General features: G+C 60.6%; 19 protein-coding genes and 3 pseudogenes. 9 read left to right on the forward strand and 13 right to left on the reverse strand.

Annotated elements, in window-relative coordinates:
* Positions 1 to 12 precede the first annotated feature (12 nt).
* From ACOZ4I_RS19290 to ACOZ4I_RS19300, 3 genes are all read left to right on the forward strand, one after another.
* Complete coding sequence (locus ACOZ4I_RS19290) at positions 13 to 1,239, forward strand: tyrosine-type recombinase/integrase (protein WP_424005509.1); 1,227 nt, start codon at positions 13 to 15, stop codon at positions 1,237 to 1,239.
* A gap of 170 nt (positions 1,240 to 1,409) precedes the next feature.
* Positions 1,410 to 1,772 (forward strand): hypothetical protein, encoded by a 363-nt coding sequence (locus tag ACOZ4I_RS19295; protein ID WP_424005511.1) that lies wholly within the window; start codon positions 1,410 to 1,412, stop codon positions 1,770 to 1,772.
* Positions 1,773 to 1,920: 148 nt separating this feature from the next.
* The gene (locus ACOZ4I_RS19300) at positions 1,921 to 3,447 is read left to right on the forward strand and encodes an SLC13 family permease (RefSeq protein ID WP_424005512.1); all 1,527 of its coding nucleotides are present in this window, start codon (positions 1,921 to 1,923) and stop codon (positions 3,445 to 3,447) included.
* A gap of 3 nt (positions 3,448 to 3,450) precedes the next feature.
* Here ACOZ4I_RS19300 and ACOZ4I_RS19305 read toward each other — a convergent pair whose 3' ends face one another.
* From ACOZ4I_RS19305 to ACOZ4I_RS19315, 3 genes and pseudogenes are all read right to left on the reverse strand, one after another.
* Positions 3,451 to 4,179, reverse strand: coding sequence for an SDR family NAD(P)-dependent oxidoreductase (locus ACOZ4I_RS19305; RefSeq protein ID WP_424005514.1), 729 nt, complete (start codon positions 4,177 to 4,179; stop codon positions 3,451 to 3,453).
* 121 nt (positions 4,180 to 4,300) lie between these two features.
* Positions 4,301 to 4,869 (reverse strand): annotated as a pseudogene (locus ACOZ4I_RS19310) (hypothetical protein); the annotation flags it as partial.
* A 272-nt stretch (positions 4,870 to 5,141) separates the two neighbouring features.
* A complete protein-coding gene (locus ACOZ4I_RS19315) occupies positions 5,142 to 5,438 on the reverse strand; it encodes a hypothetical protein (RefSeq protein WP_424005516.1) in 297 nt (98 codons plus the stop codon).
* A gap of 1,179 nt (positions 5,439 to 6,617) precedes the next feature.
* On the opposite strand from ACOZ4I_RS19315, the gene ACOZ4I_RS19320 reads away from it, so the two are divergent.
* Both ACOZ4I_RS19320 and ACOZ4I_RS19325 read left to right on the forward strand, forming a co-directional pair.
* Positions 6,618 to 6,809 (forward strand): hypothetical protein, encoded by a 192-nt coding sequence (locus tag ACOZ4I_RS19320; RefSeq protein WP_424005577.1) that lies wholly within the window; start codon positions 6,618 to 6,620, stop codon positions 6,807 to 6,809.
* Positions 6,779 to 6,952: a GMC oxidoreductase gene (locus ACOZ4I_RS19325; protein ID WP_424005518.1), complete on the forward strand. Its 174-nt coding sequence runs from the start codon at positions 6,779 to 6,781 to the stop codon at positions 6,950 to 6,952. Before ACOZ4I_RS19320 ends, ACOZ4I_RS19325 begins: the two co-directional genes overlap by 31 nt.
* Before the next feature lie 163 nt (positions 6,953 to 7,115).
* Here the strand turns inward: ACOZ4I_RS19325 and ACOZ4I_RS19330 are convergent, their stop codons facing one another.
* Positions 7,116 to 7,790, reverse strand: a complete 675-nt coding sequence (locus ACOZ4I_RS19330; RefSeq protein WP_424005519.1) for a CPBP family intramembrane glutamic endopeptidase — start codon at positions 7,788 to 7,790, stop codon at positions 7,116 to 7,118.
* Positions 7,791 to 8,143: 353 nt separating this feature from the next.
* Between ACOZ4I_RS19330 and ACOZ4I_RS19335 the strand changes: the two genes are divergently transcribed.
* The gene (locus ACOZ4I_RS19335; RefSeq protein WP_424005521.1) at positions 8,144 to 8,977 is read left to right on the forward strand and encodes a lysostaphin resistance A-like protein; all 834 of its coding nucleotides are present in this window, start codon (positions 8,144 to 8,146) and stop codon (positions 8,975 to 8,977) included.
* 127 nt (positions 8,978 to 9,104) lie between these two features.
* Here the strand turns inward: ACOZ4I_RS19335 and ACOZ4I_RS19340 are convergent, their stop codons facing one another.
* On the reverse strand, positions 9,105 to 9,953 hold the full coding sequence (locus ACOZ4I_RS19340; RefSeq protein ID WP_424005522.1) for a lysostaphin resistance A-like protein: 849 nt from the start codon (positions 9,951 to 9,953) through the stop codon (positions 9,105 to 9,107).
* 80 nt (positions 9,954 to 10,033) lie between these two features.
* Between ACOZ4I_RS19340 and ACOZ4I_RS19345 the strand changes: the two are divergent.
* Positions 10,034 to 10,309 (forward strand): annotated as a pseudogene (locus ACOZ4I_RS19345) (hypothetical protein); the annotation flags it as partial.
* A gap of 29 nt (positions 10,310 to 10,338) precedes the next feature.
* Here the strand turns inward: ACOZ4I_RS19345 and ACOZ4I_RS19350 are convergent.
* From ACOZ4I_RS19350 to ACOZ4I_RS19360, 3 genes are read right to left on the reverse strand one after another with little or no spacing between them, the layout of a single operon-like run.
* Positions 10,339 to 10,992 (reverse strand): hypothetical protein, encoded by a 654-nt coding sequence (locus ACOZ4I_RS19350; RefSeq protein WP_424005523.1) that lies wholly within the window; start codon positions 10,990 to 10,992, stop codon positions 10,339 to 10,341.
* A 28-nt stretch (positions 10,993 to 11,020) separates the two neighbouring features.
* Positions 11,021 to 12,940 carry a heavy metal translocating P-type ATPase gene (locus ACOZ4I_RS19355; protein ID WP_424005525.1) on the reverse strand — a complete coding sequence of 640 codons (1,920 nt, stop codon included), beginning with the start codon at positions 12,938 to 12,940 and terminating at the stop codon, positions 11,021 to 11,023.
* Between the two features lie 4 nt (positions 12,941 to 12,944).
* Entirely contained in the window at positions 12,945 to 13,160 is a 216-nt protein-coding gene (locus tag ACOZ4I_RS19360) for a heavy-metal-associated domain-containing protein (protein ID WP_424005526.1), read from the reverse strand.
* Between the two features lie 182 nt (positions 13,161 to 13,342).
* Between ACOZ4I_RS19360 and ACOZ4I_RS19365 the strand changes: the two genes are divergently transcribed.
* Complete coding sequence (locus tag ACOZ4I_RS19365; RefSeq protein ID WP_424005527.1) at positions 13,343 to 13,867, forward strand: ArsR/SmtB family transcription factor; 525 nt, start codon at positions 13,343 to 13,345, stop codon at positions 13,865 to 13,867.
* A gap of 92 nt (positions 13,868 to 13,959) precedes the next feature.
* Here the strand turns inward: ACOZ4I_RS19365 and ACOZ4I_RS19370 are convergent.
* The 4 genes and pseudogenes from ACOZ4I_RS19370 to ACOZ4I_RS19385 all read right to left on the reverse strand — a co-directional run bounded on the left by ACOZ4I_RS19370 (position 13,960) and on the right by ACOZ4I_RS19385 (position 16,077).
* Positions 13,960 to 14,179 (reverse strand): annotated as a pseudogene (locus ACOZ4I_RS19370) (hypothetical protein).
* Between the two features lie 138 nt (positions 14,180 to 14,317).
* A complete protein-coding gene (locus tag ACOZ4I_RS19375; protein ID WP_424005528.1) occupies positions 14,318 to 14,959 on the reverse strand; it encodes a hypothetical protein in 642 nt (213 codons plus the stop codon).
* A 23-nt stretch (positions 14,960 to 14,982) separates the two neighbouring features.
* Positions 14,983 to 15,339, reverse strand: a complete 357-nt coding sequence (locus tag ACOZ4I_RS19380; protein WP_424005530.1) for an SHOCT domain-containing protein — start codon at positions 15,337 to 15,339, stop codon at positions 14,983 to 14,985.
* 261 nt (positions 15,340 to 15,600) lie between these two features.
* Entirely contained in the window at positions 15,601 to 16,077 is a 477-nt protein-coding gene (locus ACOZ4I_RS19385; protein WP_424005531.1) for a hypothetical protein, read from the reverse strand.
* Between the two features lie 985 nt (positions 16,078 to 17,062).
* Here ACOZ4I_RS19385 and ACOZ4I_RS19390 point away from each other — a divergent pair.
* Positions 17,063 to 19,510 (forward strand): amino acid permease, encoded by a 2,448-nt coding sequence (locus ACOZ4I_RS19390; RefSeq protein ID WP_424005532.1) that lies wholly within the window; start codon positions 17,063 to 17,065, stop codon positions 19,508 to 19,510.
* A 100-nt stretch (positions 19,511 to 19,610) separates the two neighbouring features.
* Here ACOZ4I_RS19390 and ACOZ4I_RS19395 read toward each other — a convergent pair whose 3' ends face one another.
* Positions 19,611 to 19,982, reverse strand: coding sequence for a hypothetical protein (locus ACOZ4I_RS19395; protein WP_424005534.1), 372 nt, complete (start codon positions 19,980 to 19,982; stop codon positions 19,611 to 19,613).
* Between the last annotated feature and the right edge of the window lie 20 nt (positions 19,983 to 20,002).

Below are 20,002 nucleotides of genomic sequence, written 5' to 3' on the forward strand. Positions count from 1 at the left end.
GAGGGCCGGTGGATGCCTGACCGCGCGCTTTCGACGCCGCTCGACGACAGCTTCGAGCGCTACCTCCAGGACAAGGGGAAAGGCCGCGGTGGCGACGGTGGGAACTACCGACGTAACGCTGGACGCGAGCTCGAACGGTTCGCTGAGTGGGCTGCCGGCGACCGCGGTGCCGACGACTGGACCGGGATCGGCCCCGACGACGTCGACCGAGAGCCGACCTTCGACGATCTCGACGAACGCGTGTTCCGGGAATATGCCCGGCATCTTGGTGGCGACCGAGGACTCAAGCAGAACACGGTACAAACCTATTACCGCTATATCTCTGCCTGGTGCGGGTGGTGTGTCAACGAGGGGTATCTCGAAGCGCATGACGCGCAGCGGGCGAGTGCGATGGCGCCGCTGCCGGAGGACGACGGCCGCAAGCCGGGCGACCAGCAGGCTTGGACGTCCGAACACCGCCACGCCCTCACCCGCCACGTCGACGAACGGGCCCGCGACGCCGTCGAGGCGTACACGACACTTCCGGAGGGTACTGACCCCCTCGACAAGCAGCGAGCACGCTACGCGACGCTGAAGGCGGCTCGTGACCGGGCGCTGGTGTTCGTTCTCGCGTACACAGCTGTCCGCGTCGGGGAACTGCTCCGGGATCCGAACGACCCGCGCCGGCGCGGCATCCGCTGGGAGGACCTCTCCCTTTACGACGGGAGTATGGATGTCTACCGAAAGAAACAGCAATGGGACGCCGCCAGTCTTCCCGATCCGGTGATCTCGCCGCTGCGGAGCTACCGTAAGCTGATGGACCCACCAACGGAGCGCTGGCCTGTGTTTCCGACATTCGACCAACGGACGCTGGCAACGCTCGTACAAGACGAACTAACCGATCGAGGGGATCAGCCCGATGTAATCGACGAGCGACGTAACGAGTACGCTCGCGACCTTCTGCTGGCGCTCGATGAGGATATCCGGCCGCCGTCGATTACGACGGACGGCGCACGGTCGATCCTCCAACGGCTCTCGGAGGCCGCAGAAATCGACATCGCCAATCCGAAACACGATTATCTTGCCCCACATGGTGGTCGACGCGGGATGGGTGAGGTCCTCGTCCGCGCGTTCGGGTACACGGTCGCAGCTCGGTATCTCGACAACTCGGAGGAGATGGTCCGGGAACGGTACTCCCACATTGAGGCAGGGGAACTTGGCGACGTGGCCACCGAGGCCCTCTCGGAAATCGACGGATAGCTGGTCCCGGAATCAATCGGACCGTGGGTAGGTCGGTGATTCAGCGGTCACAGCGCGGAGAGGACGCTCAAAGCGATTGTTCACGTCGGCCTGCCCCTCATGGCGACGGCGACTAGCAATTGAGACGATCAGCAGGATGATTTATGACCTATCCCTAATTTCGTGTCACTATGGATAGTAGAAGTGTAGGGGTCTCGATCGGCGCGGGAATCACGGTCTTCTTGGTTGTCGCAGTCACGGTCATTGAGCTATTAAATGTCGAGTTTTCTGCGCTCGTCGGTTTACCCGTAGGACTGCTCGCCGGCGTCGCTGTCACTATCGTCGTCGCGATACGGTACGACGTGCTCGGCGGTCCAGCGCGGTATGCAGTAGACGCCGCGGCTGGATTCGGGTTCGCAGTTGTCGCCCTCCTTGCGGTCAGTTACGTGGATCTTGCTGGTCTCCGGTCTGAACTCTCGACGGACGTAACCGTCGGTATTGCACTTCTCGCGGCAGCATCCGCAGCACTTGTGTCTTGGCGTATCGCCTCATAACTAACCAACCTCATACTAATGCCGACAGGAATATCGGTACTCCTGATTGGTGCCCCCTATCACTATTTGAGGGCCGGCTGATTGCCACGTATACACGTATGTTTCTTCACTCGTCGAGCAGCACCGTCCTACACGAAGGGCACGTAACATGACGGTTGCGCGATCGTCGGTATTCCTCGCTATCGCAGTTGCGGCGACGGCCGTCGTCGCCGCCCTGCCAATTCCAGGGCTGTCCGAGGCCGGGTCGTTCGCGCTCGCAACGATGGCGTTCGCGGCCGTCCTCTGGGTGACCGAGGGGCTGCCGCTGCCCGTGACCGCGCTGTGCGTGCCGATCCTCCTGACGGTGTTCGGCGTGTTCCCGACGATGGCGAGCGCGCTCCAGGGGTTCGCCGACCCCATCATCTTCCTGTTGCTGGCGGGGTTCGTGCTCGCGGAGGCCCTCCAGAAGCACGGCGTCGACCGCCGCATCGCCTACCACTTGATCGCCGCGCTGGGCACGTCGCCGCAACGGCTCGTACTAGCGATTATGGCCGCGACGGCGGGCCTCTCGATGGTCGTCTCGAACTCAGCGACGACCGCGATGATGGTCCCCATCGCACTCGGCGTCGCCCGCGAAATCGCCGGGGAGTCGATCGCGGCCGAACCCGGCGAGCGAGGGCCATCGAACCTCGAAATATCGTTATTGCTGGGGACAGCGTACGCCGCGAGCCTCGGCGGCGTCGGCACGCTCATCGGGACGCCCGCCAACGCCATTGTCGTCTCCCAGCTGGACGCCCACCTCGGCTACACCGTCGGCTTCCTCGACTGGCTCGTCGTCGGACTGCCGCTGGTCGCGGTCAGCCTCCCCGTCGCGTGGTACCTGCTCATCCGGCTGTACCCGCCAGAGGCGACGGACGTTGCGGGTGCGCGCGACCACGCTGAACAGACTCTCTCCGAACTGGGGCCGCTGTCGTCAGCTGGCAGACGTACGCTCGCGGTCACCGCGCTCACCGCGGGCCTCTGGATTCTCGGCGGCCTCGACTTCGCCTTCGAGGCCGTGCTCCCGCCGGTGTACTACCACACGCTGTTCGGCGGCGCCGGCAGCATCGTCGGCACGCCCCACCAGGGTGTGCTCTACTATGTGCTCGTCGGGCTGGCGGCTGTGCCCGCGCTGGTCGCGGGCGGCTGCGTCGACTGGGACGATGTCCAGAACATCGACTGGGGGACGCTCGTCCTCCTGGGCGGCGGGCTCGCACTCGCGGACGGCCTAGCCGCGACAGACGCCACGCGGTGGCTCGCTGACGCTACGTTCGGGAATCTCGCCGGCGCGTCGATTCTCCTCGTCGTCCTTGCGGTGGTCGCAGTCACAGTGCTGTTGAGTGAACTCGCGTCGAACACTGCCGTGGTCGCCATTTTCGCACCCGTGCTCATCACCATCGGCCCGCAGTACGCCGGCGCGCTCGGCACCACCGGTGAGGGCGCGGCGGTCTTCCTCGCGATTACGGGTGCGGTCGCTGCGAGCTTCGGGTTCGCGCTCCCCGTCGCCACGCCGCCGAACGCCATCGCGTTCGGCACTGGCGCTGTCGACCGCGAACACATGTTGCGCGCGGGCTGGCGGCTTGACGTCGTGATGGCCGTGCTCGCGACCGTCGCGATGCTGGTGACGTTCCGGGTCGCGTGGCCGCTCGTGTTCTGACCGTCAGTGCGCGGTCCAACCGCCGTCGACGGGAATGTTCGCGCCGGTGATGTAGGACGCCTCTTCGGACGCGAGGAACGCGACGATGCCGCTGATCTCGTCGGGTTCGGCAACCCGGCCCATCGGTGTCTGCCCGCGGACGAACTCGTAGAACTGTTCCTCGCCGAGGTAGACGTCGGTCATCGGCGTCTCCACGAACCCGGGACAGACGCTGTTGACGCGGACGCCCTCACCCGCGTAGTCGACGGCAAGTTCCCGTGTGAGGTTCACAACGCCGCCCTTCGCGGCCGAGTACGCCGGCGCACCGGGGCCGCCGACGAGTCCAAAGATCGACGCCACATTCACGATACAGCCATCAGACTCCCGGAGATGTGGCATCGCCGCCCGCGACCCGTACATAACCCCTGAGAGGTTGACGTCGAGGACGGTCTGCCACTCCTCGACGGACATCTCCTCGATCGATCCGGACTGGCCGATGCCCGCGTTGTTCACCACGATGTTGAGCCCGCCGAATTCCTCGACGGTCGCGTCGACGAGCGCCTTGACTTGGTCGTAGTCGGAGACATCGCACTGCACGAACTCGCAGCCTAGTTCTTCCGCCGTCTCGTGGCCCGCAGCTTCCGACCGTGCTGCGATGACGACGTTGGCACCATTTTCGATGAACTTCGCAGCGATTGCCTTCCCGATGCCTGTGGAACCCCCCGTAACGATTGCTGTCTTGTCGGTCAGCATACGTACCTGAATTGGATGGTCGGATTATAAACTATCCCGCCGGCCTACTGAAGGAATCCATCGATTGTGACTTCCGCTCTTCACTCAGATGCGAGTGTACGAACGCCATCGATCACTAACCTGTCGAGTGAGTGTCAAATTCCGGCCAGCGCTTGGCGACGGTGATGGCGCGGTAGGTGTTCTGGCGGTTCGACCGCTTGATGAACATGCTCTTGACCTTCGATTGGCGGCAGTTCGCGAAGAAGTCCAGCGGCGAACTGCTGGGCTCGATGCCCTCGGGCAACTGTTCGGCGTCTTCCTGGTGGTCGCTATCGGCTTCGAGCTGATGGGCTTTGGCGATGGCACTTTTCGCGACGTCGTGGGTCGTCTCTTGCTGCGTTTCAAGCTCGTCGAGACGCTGGTCGTTCGTCGCGGCGTTGCCGACCGCCGTGGTGGCAACGTCATGGGTCTGTTCGAGATCTGCCTCCAGGTCATCGACGCGTTCCTGGAGGTCCTCGATGGTCGCGACCAGCAGCTCAAGAACACTCGAAACGGGGGGTGACACCTCGTAACCGAGGTCACTGACGAGCGACTGGAGGGCGTCGATGGCTACCCATCTTGGCCGATATCCATGCCGAGTTCATCGGCGAGCGCCTGGTCGGTGGCTGTGCTGTCGGTCCCGCTGTCGGCGGGGGTGGTCTGTTGGGACATTGTGCCCTCAGTTCCCGTGCGCGGAATCGAACCGGGCAGTGCCGACCATGGCACGGGCTATCGGTGACGCGGCTGGCGCTATCGGGGTTCGAGTGCCGTTGCTTCGTGGCAAGCCGACGCTGGCTGGTGGGTCTACCTCGTGGCAACAGGCTGGACGCGACCACTAGCCGCCATGGCGCACTGCTCTCCGGTCGTGCTACTCCGGAGCCATGGACCCGCCCATGCGGGCGCTGAGTCGCCGTCAGTCCTGTGGCGACTGATTGAATGGGTCATCACTGGCCTCCCTCCTCGAACGGCCCAGGGCGGTTGCTATCACGTTCGTCACGCCGACACTCCGTGACCGGCACCTCGAACGTGGGAAGCGACGCTGCTTCCTGAATCGCCGTGGCGAGTTCGGCGCGGCGCTCGTGATCGTCCACGGACTGTTCGAGTCGCTGGAGGGTGGCTGCTGCGAGATCAGCCAGCAACACGCCGCTGACGTGGTCATCAGTGATGCGACAGACCAGCAGTGGCGGCTCGCTTTCAACGTCGGTGAGGGTAACGACCTCGCCAGGGTCAGGGCGGGTCATCGGATCCCCTCTGCTGGGCAGTGAGTGGGGTCGGTCTTGGCCAACGGTGCGAGCTGGCTCTGTGGGTCGCTGTCTGGTTCGCGATGAGTGGCGACAAGATGTTCAGAAATAGTGATATACAATCCCCAAAATCGGGTGGCGAAAAGCTTACAATAACTTATTGGAAAATTAATACTGGGCCGCGGGCGACTATGCTGCTGGCGCTCTGGGAATCTCTTCACCCCGACACCCACCACCCCCTTTCGCAGTCTCCCACCGGCGTTGGTGGCCCCGGTCCACTGTTTCGTACTGGCCTGAATCTTCCGTCGAGCGCTGCGGTCGATATTTGCGACTCTGTTGTGGGTGGGTCGAACAATATCGCAACAACTTTGATATGCTATCAATGAATTGCTAAGCGAGTTCAGGACCCTGGTTCGCTCCCAACTGACCCACGGTTGATTACCTACCCCCCGGGGATCCGGAACTCGTTGTCTTGAATGACTCACGCGACTGGTGGCCATCATTCCGTTCCCCCCAGGTGGCCACCAGTGGTGTGTGGACACTCCTGATCGAGATGCACGGCCAGTGAGGTCTGTTCTGGGAGTGGGGCCTCACAGAACGGGCAGGCCGTCGCAACGACAGTACGGAAGTCGTTGCGATGGTCCAACGCCATCTTACTGCACCCCCTGATTTGAAAGGTATGCTATCAGTTGTGGAGTTAATATCAATCGATAATTACATTTACATGGAATCCTATCCTTGAAACTGCCAGAACAGGGCTGGTTGCTTTGTCCTGGTAATCTGTCAGAGGCACACGAGAACAGCCCCCGTCGCTTTCGGCGGCGGGCTGTATCTTGGCCCAAACCGGCTATATAGCCACCATAGCAACGATTATCAGGGAGTCCCTCATAGTTCCTCATAGGGCAACAGTCGGTCTTCACCTGCCCAGTGAACACGTGCCTCTGACAGCATTGACCGACTGTGCCCCCGTTTCTGATCGGCGAGCGGCGGTACTGCATGGGTGTGATGGCCATCACTGGTCACCTCCATCGAGTTCGCCGGTGACCTGGAACGCGACGTTGTGCGTGGGGTAGTCGTAGTAGTCGGCGGGTCGGGATGCTGGCGAACGCCGAGTTACTGCCCAGGAAAGAGAACACAGTCACGCTCGATCACTCCCAAACGGACAACTTCGGAAATCCTGTGCCCGACGTCTCATGGAACCTCAGGTCACACGTTCGCGAGACGATGTCCTACGCTCGGGAGATACAGCGGGACATCATGGACGAACTGGACGCGACGATTACCGCAGAGAGTGACCTCGCGAATCCACGACAGGCCTCGCACAAACTGGGGACGACCGCATGGGGGCCGACCCGAGTGAGAGTGTCGTAGATCCGACGCTCCGGACGCACAATCTGAGGAATTTGTACGTCGCATCCGGCAGCGTCTTCGGTACCGGCGGCGCGACGCATCCGACACTGACGATTGCCGCGCTCGCACTGAAGGCTGCCGATCACGTCGATAAGAGGCTGTGACTATCCGATTTTCGTTGGTCGTTTCTATGGTAAGCTCCGTGCCGTTGTCGTCGTAAATCCATAGATTCGATGCGACGTCAGCGTCTACGTCCGTGTCCGCGGGAAACGAGAGATGGAACGTGGCATTTTCGATCGTCGTATTCGTGCTGATAGTTGGGGTAGTTCACTCGGCAGGGTCCGAATCAGCTTCCGGTGAGAGACCGGCGTCTTGGGGGGTCGGCGGGTCCCGATTCGCGAGGCGATCAGCACCGTAGACGACGACTAGGAGAATCGCGACCAACACGAGGGGAAGTGCGCCGGTGACCTCAGCGAGCAGATTAAGCCAGGGATCTGGTACACCGTCAGGGACGAGCGCGTCCGGGTCGGCGGGGTGGAAAATGCCCATGGAGTTGATGCCGGCGTGGAACACAGCGACGGCGAGGACACTCCCGCCGGTGCTGTTGTACATCCACGTCCAAAGAATGGATCCGGCGAGGATGGAGACCATCCACAGAAGTTGCTGGGAGAGCGGCCAGCCGCCGTGGGTGGTCGTGGCATTCAGGAACAGCGGGAGGTGCCACCCGGCCCAGACGATTCCTACGATGGCACTCGAAGTCAGCGCGCTGTAGGAGTCTTGCAGGATCGGGAGCATGAAACCACGCCACCCGAGATCTTCCTGGCCGCCACCCCAGACGGTCCCCCACGCCATCGCGAACAGGTAAATGAACGGTGACCCTAAATCGGAGAGGTTGACCGGGCCACCGGCGACGACGAACATGAGGACGCCGAGCGAGAGGATGATGAACGGAAGGCCAAGCGCGAGTGCCCACCATTTCGCCCCGATTCGCCACTTGAACATCTGGCCGATCCAAGTGCGGAGGCTGCCACCGGAGGCCAGATGACGACCGCCGCGCCGATCGGCGGACCGAACCCGCCGAAGCCGATCAGGATCGAGTGCGTCCAAGACGCTTCCATGCCCGAATACGCGAGTCCTCCCTGAATCGTCCAGGTGAACGCGTACGCGATCGCGACGAAACTCAGTAAACGATGACGATCGACCCACGCTCGAACACTGCGGCCCATTGTCAACTTCCGTGAAAGAGCCGTCACGTAATTATAATTCTGCCGAACCGAGCCTGAACCTGCTGGCCATGACGATTAGGATGAGAGTGGGGAGTAGCTATTTGACAACGTGTTGTGTTATCGAGACGTATGTCGGGGTCCGCAGGGTCGGTAAAGCGGCGGGTGCTGGAATTTTTCGCCTTGACGTTCGTCGTGTCGTGGGCGCTCTGGGGACTGGGGGCCATTTTTGGGACGGACTCGGGAATATGGCCGATTCTCAGTACGCTCGCCGGATTCGGCCCACTCGTTGCCAGTGGCGTATTGAGCTGGCGTGATGGAAACGTCCGTTCCTGGGCGCAACAGGCGATCCGGTGGCGAACTGGACTTCGGTGGTGGGCCGTCGCGCTAGTCGTCGCTCCCGTACTGTCGCTCGTCGGGTACGGTGTCTATCTAGCATTAACGGGTGCTTCGCTCGGGCTAACCGACGATCCGATCGTTGTCGTCTATCCGATGCTCTTCTTCTACATTTTGTTCCTTCGGGGCGGATTCGGTGAAGAGATGGGTTGGAGAGGCTACGCGCTCCCACACCTACTGAAGCAGTATAATACGACGATCGCCGCCCTCCTGATCGGCATCGGGTGGGCCGCTTGGCATCTTCCGCTCTTTTTCATTCAGGGAACGCGTCAGAGCGGCTTATTCGCCCTCTATCTGGTCGGTGTTATCGGCCTTTCCGTCATTATCGCGTGGCTCTATACTCGATCGCGTGGGAGTGTCCTGCTCACGACAGTCTTCCACGCACAGTGGAACGTCTTCGATAGTGGCGCGCTTTTCTCCGTCGGCGGTGATGCTGCCCTCGTGGGTCCGGGTGCATCGGCGCTCGTTATCTGGCTATTTGCAGGAGTGTTGATCGTCGCAGACAGCGAAACAATGCGCTCGGTGCATCCCAGTCTCTCTCCGTTCACCGAATCATCAGCTAGGACGTAGTGGTCCGCTATCCCGTCGAGAGCTGTCACCACCCCGTACGATTTGCGATTTCCCAAGAGAACATCGAGAGTTGTCGTCCGGATCCGCACGGAAGACAGAGTCACTGGCACCAGGTCGGAGTGGTGAGTCAAACGTCGGGCGGAGACTGTTGCCAGGACACAACCAGGATGGTTACCACGAGCGTGACACCGAGGAGGTTGAACGGTTGCATCTCGGGGGCGAGCCCGATCACCAGGCCAGTGAAGTTCATCATCCCGTGGAACAGGAGGACCGCCAGGATACTCCGCCGTGTGTTGTTGTACACCCAGACGATGAGTATCGTCTGGACCACGATAGACGGGAGCCACCACCAGAGCTCCGGCGAAAAGGTCAGATCGGCGTAGTACCCGGGAAACCAGACGAATGGGGTATGCCAGATTGCCCACGTCCCGCCGTTGATGACACCAGCGATCGTCGGATCGAAGCGGTCCTGTAACTCGTCGAGATAGTAGCCACGCAGTCCGATCTCCTCGACAAGCGGGAAGACGAACGACAACACCAGTGCAAATCCCATCGCTCTAGGATCGGTCAGGAGGGTCAGATCGATGGTGATCGGATGATCGCTCACGTTCAAGAGGACGGCAACACCTGCCATCAGAAGGTCGAATACGAGCCAGAATCCGAGCACGATAGCCCACCACTTCGGTGCGATCCGGCCGACATCGACGATCCGATGCCAGAGATCGCGTACTCGCTCTGGCCCGCCGGCGACATACGCCATCGCGACGCCCGCGAGTAACGGACTCGCCCCGCCGACGAGGAAGAAGAGAACCTTGGGAAACGACCAGACCGACGCCTCGGAACCGAAGATGGGGAGCCAGAACAGGTACGCCCATCCGAGATAGATGATTGGAAACCCCCACGGTGTCATCGACCGTCCGAGTGATCGTATTCGGCTGAGTGCCACCATATCTCTCAGTGTTTTGGAGACGATCACCTGCTGAGATAAGTTCTTCTTCTGTGACTCTCTCCCTTGAGAACGGGGCATTAGAGCCTGATTGTTAGGTAACCGAAGAGCTAGCTTGGCAGGGCGTTATCCAGCCAGCGCTTGTCCGTGCAGGGGGGGATACTGTCCGTATCCTCGTCACAGCCATCGTCATCACAGCCAAGCATACACTTCTAGACGTCTCTATTGCTCGTGTGCCGACGGTACTCGTATCGGCGCTTGTTCTCGGATTTGGTTCGCCATCGCTGGGGGACGATAGCGAGCACGGTCGTTCACGCGGTTGTCTATCTCACGAGCGTCGGTCTCCTCGAAATCTACGTACCTCTGAACGGACCCCGTCTGCCTAATTTCCGTGGATAGACGAAGGATGTCTCGGCTACAAAGATTCGATAGTGAACAGCGAGTTGTCGCTGAGGACGACTTGTACGCGACGATGCCAGGCGTCAACGAAGGCTTCCCGTTGCTGGTCGCTCGCCGACCCGTCGAGGATCCCTTGGAGGTTCCCGATTGCGGGTCCACCGTCAGGAACGTCGCTGACTTGGTAGGTCACTTCGACGGTCTCGTCCGTGTCGGTTCGCCGGAACCGGAACGTCGGATCCGCCGTGTCCGGGTCGAACGCGTCGAAGACGAGGAGGTCGCGGCGACCACCGTAGCCGCCGGCGAGCCCGCTGAATCCGTCGTCTTCGGTCGCGCCAGTAACGTACGAGATGATGCGGCTCATCACGCCATACGCAGCATCGTCCTGCGGGCCGGCCGCCTGCATCTCGATTTCGCTCCGGACTGGATAGTCGTCGGGATACAGGTCGTCGAGCCCCAACTGGACGATCCGGTAGGCGCCCGAGGCAGTCGGACAGGAGTGTCCCGCCTCTTTCACCGCGTCTCTATAGGTGATGACGAACGGGTCGCCCGGTTCGAGGACGCCGAGGGCCTCCGCGACAGGGTCGCGAATTTCGATCGGATCGGCGTCGTAGTCTACCTCCCAATTGGTTCTAGTCTGGGTCTCGGCAGTCGCAGTCGAGTTCGATGTCATGAGTGGTGGTGATGATCGTATCTAGTGGTCAGTGGCGAAGCAGTCGCATCCCGTTGAGGATGACCGCGAGGACGCTGGCTTCGTGGATCAACATTCCCGCGGCGAGGGTGACGTAGCTGGTGAGCACGCCCGCGAGCAGGACGGTCACGGTCAGCACTGCGAGCCCGACGTTCTCGAGGACGTTCCAGCGCGTCGCCTTGCTGAGTTTGACCGCGTACGGGATCCGTTCGAGGTCGTCCGCCATCAGCGCCATGTCCGCCGTTTCGATGGCGGTGTCCGTCCCGGCGGCACCCATCGCGATGCCGACGTCAGCGGTCGCCAGTGACGGCGCGTCGTTGATGCCGTCGCCGACCATCGCGACGACGTGTCCGTCGGCTTGGTAGGCCTCGATGACGGTCTGCTTGTTCTCGGGGAGGAGTTCGGCGCGGTACTTGTCGATGCCGACCTCCTCGGCAACGGCGGCGGCCGTCCGCTCGTTGTCGCCGGTGAGCATCACCGTCTCGATGCCGACCTCCTGAAGCGCCGCGACGACGTTAGGAGCTGCCTCCCGGACCTCGTCCCGCAGTGCGATTGCGCCGATGATGTCCCCATCGCGGATGACGTGGACGACCGTTTCGCCGCGTTCCTCACGCTCGCGGACGTAGTCGGCGATTCGACTAGGGACGTTGATGTCGCGGTCCTCCAGCAGTGCGCGGTTGCCGACAACAACTTCGGTGCCACCGGTATGGGCGATAACGCCCTTACCAGCGACCACGTCGAAATCGTCCGGATCGGGAATCGACTGGAGGCTGGCGTCCGTATCGTCCGCCAGGGTGACCGCCGCCCCACCGTCCGTCGCAGCAGTCGGGCGCTCGCGGGCTGCGTCGACGATGGCGTCGGCGAGGTGGTGTTCGCTCTTCTTCTCGGCGGTCGCCGCGAGCGTGAGGACCTCGTCATCGGCGATACCGAAACCTTCGATGTCGGCCACGGTGGTCTCGCCCTTCGTGAGGGTGCCGGTCTTGTCGAAGGCGACGAGGTCGATCTTGCCGGCGCGTTCGAGGTGTTCGCCGCCCTTCATCAGCACGCCCGATCGGGCGGCGTTGCCGATGGCCGAGACGATGCTGACTGGCGGCCCGATCACCAGCGCGCCCGGACAGCCGATGACCAACAGCGTCAGCGACAGGATCGCGTTCTGCGTGACGGTATATGCGCCGATGGCCAGCACGATGACGGCCGGCGTGTAGTACTTCGCGAACCGGTCGATGAGACTCTCCGTGGGCGACTGGACCTCTTGGGCCTCCTCGACGCGACGGATGATACGTTCGAGCGTCGTGTCCGAGCCCGCACCCGTCGTCCGGATTTCTAGCGCGCCCTCCTGGTTGACCGTCCCGGCGTAGACTTCGTCGCCGTCGGCCTTGTGGACGGGCGCGCTCTCGCCGGTGACCGGCGCCTGGTTGACGGCGCTTTCGCCGTCGACGACCTCGCCATCGACCGGAATCTTCCCACCCGGCTTCACGACGACGACCTCGCCCTCTTCGACCTCCCGGGCAGGAACCTCTTGGAGTTCCCCGTCGCGACGGACGGTCGCCGTGTCTGGCGTCATCTCCAGGAGCTCCTGGAGGGCCGTCCGGGTCTTCCGCATGGTCCGGCCCTCGAGGTAGCTGCCGAGGCTGAACAGGAAGACGACGGCGGCAGCCTCCCAGTACTCTCCGATGACGATGGCACCGATAGCGGCCAGCGTCACCAGCGTCTTGATGCCGAGTGTCCGGTTCGTGACCTCGTGGTAGGCGGTCTTGGCGATGTCGTAGCCACCCACGATCGTCGCGAGGACGAGGATGGCGGTGCTTGCCATCTCGAAACTCGTGAGGTAGCCCAGACTCCAACCACCGCTGTACAGCAGGCCGCTCGTCGCCGTGACGATGGCCTTCCGGTGTTTCCGGTAGTACTGCGTGATCGATTGTTTGTTCATTGTGTTAGGCGAGCTGGGGCGTGTAACCCTGGTTTTCGATGGTCTGTGCAAAGGCGTCGCGGTCAGCGACGCTGTCGTCGTACTCGATTTCGACGCGGCCGGTCGTGTAGTGGACTTCGACGTGCTGGACACCGTCGACGTTCGATAGGGCGCGTTCGACGGTGCTCGCACAGGTCGGGCAGTCGAAGTCGAGGACACGGAACTGGGTTGTGTCGCTCATAACAGTTTGAGGTAGTGCCCGTACCTCAATAAGTATTTTTTAGATGATATGTTTGAATACGGATATAGGTGATTGGAACAGTCAAACGGGTTGTCTAGGGCTTTCGGTATCGCGAACCCAGCGACCTGAGTTCTAAGCAGCGTCCCGCTAGCTTTTCCCGCCTGCTCATACTCAGTTCTCGTATGAGTAGTTCCAGCACCGACCACCGGCTTGAGGACATCGCGGTGCGAGACACGCGGGTTTCGGACGCCATCGACGAACCGATGCGGGCGATGATCCTCGACATCCTCTCTGAGGAGGCACTGACCGCAACTGAGGTCCACGACCGTTTAGAGGACCGCGGCGTCGACCGCACGGAGAACACGGTCCGTCATCACATCAACGAGTTACGGGATGCCGGTCTCGTCGACGTCGTCCGCTTCGAAGAAGGGCGCGGTGGGACGACGAAGTACTACCACGCGAATACGATCGTCCTCTCGTACTCGCTGCCGGAGTCAGCCGATGACGCTGTCGAGGAGCTGATCGAGGCCGTTCAGCCCCAGATCAGGGACTCACTCGATACTCTCACAGAAGACCACGACGACGCGATAGCGGAGATCGTCGCAGATATGCAGCCGTGTGAGCACTGTCAGACCCAGAAGTACGAAACCTACGTGCTCCTGACTGTCCTCCGCCGGGCGTTCGTTCGTGCGCACCTAGAGTCCTAAGCGACAAAACCCGGGGTTGTTGGGCTGCATCAATAAGGCCACAATACGAAATAACCGGTCGCTGAAGGCTGTGCATGGACTGAGATCACCGATCAGCAACAAGTGGTGTCGTCGGGAGCCCACTCGCACATTCCCAGTAGTGAGGTCGTTCTCGTCGATATATGCGGAGAGGCAGGCGTAGATACAGAAATACGTTGGTGAGCCACAGTCGTTCTCGCAATCGCGGACGCAGATCGGCTCGTGGTCGAAAATCCGGGATTCACAGTACATACATGTCTCGTCTGCGCCGGGTGTGGAGACTGTCGTTGACATACTTGTGCTGAGGGACTCTGACAGAAAACGTTTCTTCGGGCTGTGATACGTGAGCGATCTCGATCACCCATTCTCCAGTCAGCAGTATTCTCATCGCGATTTCTAGCATCGCTGAAAACGGCCAGCTGCTACAATTCCTCAGCCCCGGCGTCGCGACATCCGTCGATAGCCTTCGTACAGGGCGGGTAATCCGAGTGGAAGTGCGAGTAACCCAAACCCAAGAAGGGCATATCGGTCTGTATCCTGGTATCGGACGACGAGGATCGTCGCGACGATGCCGAATAGCGCAATAACGTATGCGGTGTTGCTCCAGAGCACGTCGTAAGTTGAACAGTACAGCCAGCAAACGAACGTGTAGGCCGGGGCGTTCCAGGTCGGTGGATGGAGCTTCGACCAGAAGAACCGGCAGTAGGTGGTCCAGCCCAACATCGCCAGGGTCGGCAACCCGACGAGCCACACCGCTGCCCCTCGGTTCCCGTCACCGTATCGCCGGTATCCAGCGAGGAAGAGGGCGGGAAAGCAGAAGACCCACAGCCAGATGCCGATAGTGTAGGTCACCGGCCAGTGCTCGATTCGGGGCTGTACAATCGGTAATCGTAGAGACTCGGGCAGAGTCGCCCACGGGAACGAGGGGTCGGGGACGGGATTCGTGAGGAACGCGACCAGACAGAGTCCCGTCCCGACGAGGAGTCCGTATACTCCCAGCGTCGTGTATCGGTCGAGCCACGCTGGAAGCTCCGGCCGCGTCGACTGTTGACGGTGGTCGGGGAAGTCGGTCATCGTTCAAGTTTGCCGGACGGGAATCAGGTATCTCGTTCGAGTGCTTCGCGGCGCTGTTCGTATTCCTCGTCGGTCAGCTCACCGCGGGCGTAGGCGAGCCCGTGCTCCTCGAGGGCTTGGTCTGAACTACGCTCACTTCCCGTAATCGCACGGTAGATGAGGTAGCCACCGCCGACGAGGGCGGCGAGGAACAGTAACTGCATCACGACGCCGACGATGAACATCCAGCCAGGCATCGTCCCGTCACCCCACATCCCGCCCATCATTGGGCCGAACCCCATCATCCCGAAGCCCATGAAGAACAGCGGGAAGATGAATACGGCACCGATGATAACGAGGGGGAGCGTAACAAGTCGCGTATCGTCTGAATTTGTCGGCATAGGCCCTGTTGAAACCCTCTTCACGTCTTGCGGTTTCGTATACGGATGAGTTTCAGCCGCTTTGCTCGTGAACGGCGAAGAGACCATTTCTACTGAATGTCAGCAACGAAGGGTTTCAACAAGGCCGAAATTCGGTAGTTCCCATCGAGTCAGCAGATAGTCACAACTGACAAGGTTAGATTCTCAGGAAGCGTCTAGATGGGTGTTTTGAATTTTCTTTACCATCCAGACACTGTTCTTACAGCTTCTGACCTTGAAACGTTAGCCGCGTGACTTCTCGCAGAGATACCAATCCCCGGAGTCGAAGCCGCAGCCTTCGACTCCGGGATTGTCCGGTAGACACTTCTCCAAGCCACCGTTGATCAGAAGTCTATCAAGGCCGTCACCGATACCACTCGTGGAACGTATTCTGACGACTACACGCTCGCACAGCTTCATACCGTCCCATCTGATGACCTCGAAGTCATCGTCAACGATCTTCTCGTCGAACAGACGGCGATGATCCTCGGCCCCGGCCCGAGGATCATCTGACTCGACTTCGTCGACATCCACTACCACGGCTGTCCACACGCTAACGCTGGTGAACTCTGCCACACGAAACCCCGCGATGGGACCTCTCAGTGCCATCGCTACCTCGCTGGATTCGTCCTTTGTCGAGCCAAGCCACTCGTTGTCGCAGTCACATCCGTCCGTGGTGATGAATCGAAAAGCGACGCGGTCGAGCGATTGCTCGACCACGACGCGGCCCTTCCATTCGATATCTCTGGCCTGATTGCTGACCGCGGATTCTACGACAGAACGTCGATTGAGCGACTGGATGCAATTGCCCCAGTCGCTCTTCCGATCATCTGCCGTGGGAAACAGATGGCGGAGAAACTGGACACGACAGTCTCCTACTGGACGGAGTACGTGATGTACGAGGGAAGCGAGCGGGAGCTGCGCTTCCCGCTCGCGGTGTGTGTGTCTCCTACCAGCAGGGCAACCGCGGGAAACATGGCCTGCTTCTTCCGTGCGTGGCGTGCGATCTGTCAGATCGCACGCCGAAGGAAGTCGAAGCTCTCTACCAGAAACGCTCAGCCATCGAGACAGCCTTCCGGACGATGCGTGAAGCACGTGCTCGCACGAGTACAACTGATCCAGTCGTTCGGTTGCTGTTCATCCTTGTGAGCTTCCTGTTGCGGAATCTCTGAATGATCGTTCGATGGGGCGTGCTCGCCACGCCGCGACGCGGCGGGCGAGCACTGCCCGTCTGGTTCCGTTTTGAGGTATTCCGGGAGTGGATCGATCACGCCCTCGACGACACGTTGTGACGGAAGTGGGAAGCACCGACCAACGGTGTCGGTATCCCAGCGACCTACAGCGAGCTGGACGCGGGCTGAGGCCGCCCGCGTCCAGCGGCAGCCCTGTACGTGAGCGACAGCTTCGCCTCCTATCTGGACTGACGGCGCTCTCACGCCAGTGAGAACGCCGTCTTTGTTCGACTCGATGAATCGGTCGCTCTGATCTCGTTCATGTCTCTCCAGAAATTGAGTCAGCAATCAGAAATGATGAGAACTACCGATTTTCGCTCGGTGCGTGCGGTAGACCTCAACTATTTGAATCTTCTGTGTGATGACGTTGTCGGATCCATCCTGACACTAATGGGTCAGGTATTCTCCTCGATTCTGTAGACTTCACTATTGGGCCGCCCGCTTTTTTTATATCGCGTTTGATTGTGTTCGATATGGATGATGAGTCTTCGGATCATGTAACCCAAGAAACGGCGGGTGATACTACGCAGGAGGGATCCGGCGACGTCGAGACGGAACTCTCCCGGGATATGAGTCTCTTCGACATTACGTTCATCGGCGTCGGTGCGATGATCGGCGCCGGTGTCTTCGCCCTCACGGGCTTCGCTGCGGGACTCGCCGGGCCCGCATTGATTCTCGCGTTCGCTCTCAATGGGTTCGTTGCGCTGTTTACCGCTGTTTCCTACGCCGAACTCGGAGCCGCGTTCCCGGAGGCAGGTGGGGGCTATCTGTGGGTAAAAGAAGCACTCGTCGATCCAAACGGCTTCTACGCAGGTTGGATGAGTTGGTTCGCCCATGCCGTCGCCTGTTCGCTATACGCGGTGACGTTCGGCGTGTTCCTCACCGAGTTTCTGGTCTACGGTGGTGTTCTCGCAGAAGAATTCCAGCTCCTCGGATTCATCGGTCGTGGACTTCTCGATAAGATTCTGGCAGTCCTGATGATTTCTCTGTTCGCCTACATCAACTACCGTGGCGCCGAGGAAACCGGCAAGGCCGGCGTCATCGTGACGTTCATCAAGGTCGCTATCCTTGGCGTTTTCGTCGCGTTCGGCATTCTGGCGACGATTCAGACACCAAACTGGCCCGCAAAATTCCTCAATAGTCCTCGGTTCGCACCGAACGGTATCGTCGGTATCATTGGCGCGATGGGCTTCACGTACATCGCCTTCGAGGGGTACGAGATTATTGTCCAGTCTGGCGAGGAGGTCGTCGATCCGGGAAAGAACGTCCCGAAGGCGGTCTTCTACTCACTGGCAATCGTCGTGCCGATCTACATTCTCGTCGCCTTCGCTGCGATTGGTGGGATTGAGACGATCCCCGAACTGGCCGAACGGGCGGGCGTCCCAGCCGGTGCGCCCACGTGGCAATTGCTCGGGAATCTGGGTGAACTCGGCATCATCGAGGCAGCCGGCCAGTTCGTCCCTTACGGCGTCCCGCTACTCCTGGTCGCTGGCCTGACGGCAACGATGAGTGCACTGAACGCGACTGTCTACTCCTCGTCACGCGTCTCGTTTGCAATGGGGCGTGACAGAGCGCTTCCCGAACTATTCAGTGAGGTCCACCACGAGAAGCGAACACCTCACTGGGCGATTTTCCTCTCGGCCGTGCTCATCGCACTGATGGCGGTCGCACTCCCCATCGAATCGGTTGCGGCGTCGGCGGACATTATGTTCATCCTGCTGTTCGTGCAGGTCAACTGGACTGTCATCAAGATGCGCAAAACCCACCCTGACCTGCCACGCACGTACGAAGTCCCGTATATGCCGTGGCCCCCGCTCATCGGAATCGTCCTCCAGTTCCTGTTGACGCCGTTCCTCCTGTCGGCGCTGGGCATGGAAATCGGGGTGGGACCGGACTCGCACGGGTTCATCGCCCTTGTGACGACCGCTATCTGGATGGGGCTGGGACTCCTCCTGTATTACGGCTACTCCCAGCGGAAGGAGGAGGAAAAAATCGAAGAGGAGACACCGACTGTCACGACCGAGCAGGCGCCCGCCGAAAGACGACGGGGACGCGAGCAGCGGATTCTCGTCCCAGTGGCGAACCCGGCGACCGTCGAGCAGTTGATGCGAACAGCACTGGATCTCGCCGAAGAGCGAGACGCCGAGATAGAAGTGGTGAGCGTCGCCACAGTTCCGCAACAAACGCCGCTTTCGGAGGGTCGCCAGTTCGTCGGTGAGGAACACGCTGTGATCAACCAGGCGATCGACTTTGCGGACGAAGCGCGCCCGGACGTCCCGGTGAGTGGCAAAATCCGCATCGGCCACGACGTGTCCCAGGCAATCCTCAATACGATCGAACAGGACGACATAGACCTCGTGCTGATGGGCTGGCGGAGCCGTCCTCGCCGTCGTGACCTCGTCCTAGGGAGTAACGTGGACGAGGTGGTGACCAAGGCCCGTTGTGACATGCTGGTCGAACGGGTCGGCCCTGCCGCTGACAGCGAGTCTGTCGGGAGCGTAGACTCAATCCTCGTGCCGACTGCTGGCGGTCCGCACGCCGAATTTGCAACGGAGATTGGTCGTGCTGTTGCCAGGCGCAACGATGCTCATATCAAGGTGATTTACGTCCGGTCGAATGACTCAGACCGTGACGGCGATGCGCAATCGATTCTCGATTCGACCGCCGCGGAACTAGAGAACATTGAGGCAACGACGGAGATCATCGATGGGACAGAGATCGCTGATGCCATCGTCGAAGAATCGGCCAACCACGACCTCACTATCATCGGGGCGTCCCGAGAAGGACTCCTCCAGCAAGTCGTGTTCGGGGCCATTCCTGAAGAGGTCGGTCAGCGAGCACAAAGTACGGTCATCATGGCAAAACGGGACCTCGGAATCACGTCACGCGTGACTCGATGGTTCAAAAATCGCCGCATGTAAAACGGAATCGTGAGAGAAGGGGTCGGTATCCCTCCCACATCTCTCCCGAGAACTCCATAGTGAGTGTATCCTAGAGTGCTCACGCACCCCGAGAAGTACATTAGAGCCAGCTCGACAGAAACGCGAGACTATGCGGGAGAAGAAATCGTAATGCAGCCGCTCCAGATCCGAGCCCAATATAGCTCATCAGGAGAACAAGCTGTGACTGTTCGCCGTCGAAGCCGGCAAGGAAATGAAACAGGATAAGTGACGTGGTTGCCTGCACGACGAATAGCGATACGAGGGACCCTGTCATGACGAATCTGGGGTCACCCGTCAGGGAGAGGTATTCTGATGGGGCCCACGGACTCTCGAGTACTGTAAGAACCCACCCAAGCACAACGTACCCCACAAAGAAAATAGCGCTGATGAGCATTCCCCGGATACTCCAAATAGCCGACAACCGAAGCCAGCGCTCGAGGAATCCAGCCATGCGGGCTCGGTTCGAACGCG

The organism is Haloarcula salina (genome assembly GCF_049603855.1).
Classification (GTDB): domain Archaea; phylum Halobacteriota; class Halobacteria; order Halobacteriales; family Haloarculaceae; genus Haloarcula; species Haloarcula salina_A.

What these genes read in the sequence shown, in the direction of transcription:
- ACOZ4I_RS19355 (WP_424005525.1), bottom strand. Translation starts at nt 12,940, where the DNA reads ATGAACAAACAATCGATCACGCAGTACTACCGGAAACACCGGAAGGCC.
- ACOZ4I_RS19375 (WP_424005528.1), bottom strand. Translation starts at nt 14,959, where the DNA reads ATGACCGACTTCCCCGACCACCGTCAACAGTCGACGCGGCCGGAGCTT.
- ACOZ4I_RS19290 (WP_424005509.1), top strand. Translation starts at nt 13, where the DNA reads ATGCCTGACCGCGCGCTTTCGACGCCGCTCGACGACAGCTTCGAGCGC.
- ACOZ4I_RS19300 (WP_424005512.1), top strand. Translation starts at nt 1,921, where the DNA reads ATGACGGTTGCGCGATCGTCGGTATTCCTCGCTATCGCAGTTGCGGCG.
- ACOZ4I_RS19315 (WP_424005516.1), bottom strand. Translation starts at nt 5,438, where the DNA reads ATGACCCGCCCTGACCCTGGCGAGGTCGTTACCCTCACCGACGTTGAA.
- ACOZ4I_RS19395 (WP_424005534.1), bottom strand. Translation starts at nt 19,982, where the DNA reads ATGGCTGGATTCCTCGAGCGCTGGCTTCGGTTGTCGGCTATTTGGAGT.
- ACOZ4I_RS19365 (WP_424005527.1), top strand. Translation starts at nt 13,343, where the DNA reads ATGAGTAGTTCCAGCACCGACCACCGGCTTGAGGACATCGCGGTGCGA.
- ACOZ4I_RS19330 (WP_424005519.1), bottom strand. Translation starts at nt 7,790, where the DNA reads ATGTTCAAGTGGCGAATCGGGGCGAAATGGTGGGCACTCGCGCTTGGC.
- ACOZ4I_RS19380 (WP_424005530.1), bottom strand. Translation starts at nt 15,339, where the DNA reads ATGCCGACAAATTCAGACGATACGCGACTTGTTACGCTCCCCCTCGTT.
- ACOZ4I_RS19390 (WP_424005532.1), top strand. Translation starts at nt 17,063, where the DNA reads ATGGATGATGAGTCTTCGGATCATGTAACCCAAGAAACGGCGGGTGAT.
- ACOZ4I_RS19305 (WP_424005514.1), bottom strand. Translation starts at nt 4,179, where the DNA reads ATGCTGACCGACAAGACAGCAATCGTTACGGGGGGTTCCACAGGCATC.
- ACOZ4I_RS19325 (WP_424005518.1), top strand. Translation starts at nt 6,779, where the DNA reads ATGGGGGCCGACCCGAGTGAGAGTGTCGTAGATCCGACGCTCCGGACG.
- ACOZ4I_RS19295 (WP_424005511.1), top strand. Translation starts at nt 1,410, where the DNA reads ATGGATAGTAGAAGTGTAGGGGTCTCGATCGGCGCGGGAATCACGGTC.
- ACOZ4I_RS19360 (WP_424005526.1), bottom strand. Translation starts at nt 13,160, where the DNA reads ATGAGCGACACAACCCAGTTCCGTGTCCTCGACTTCGACTGCCCGACC.
- ACOZ4I_RS19350 (WP_424005523.1), bottom strand. Translation starts at nt 10,992, where the DNA reads ATGACATCGAACTCGACTGCGACTGCCGAGACCCAGACTAGAACCAAT.
- ACOZ4I_RS19335 (WP_424005521.1), top strand. Translation starts at nt 8,144, where the DNA reads ATGTCGGGGTCCGCAGGGTCGGTAAAGCGGCGGGTGCTGGAATTTTTC.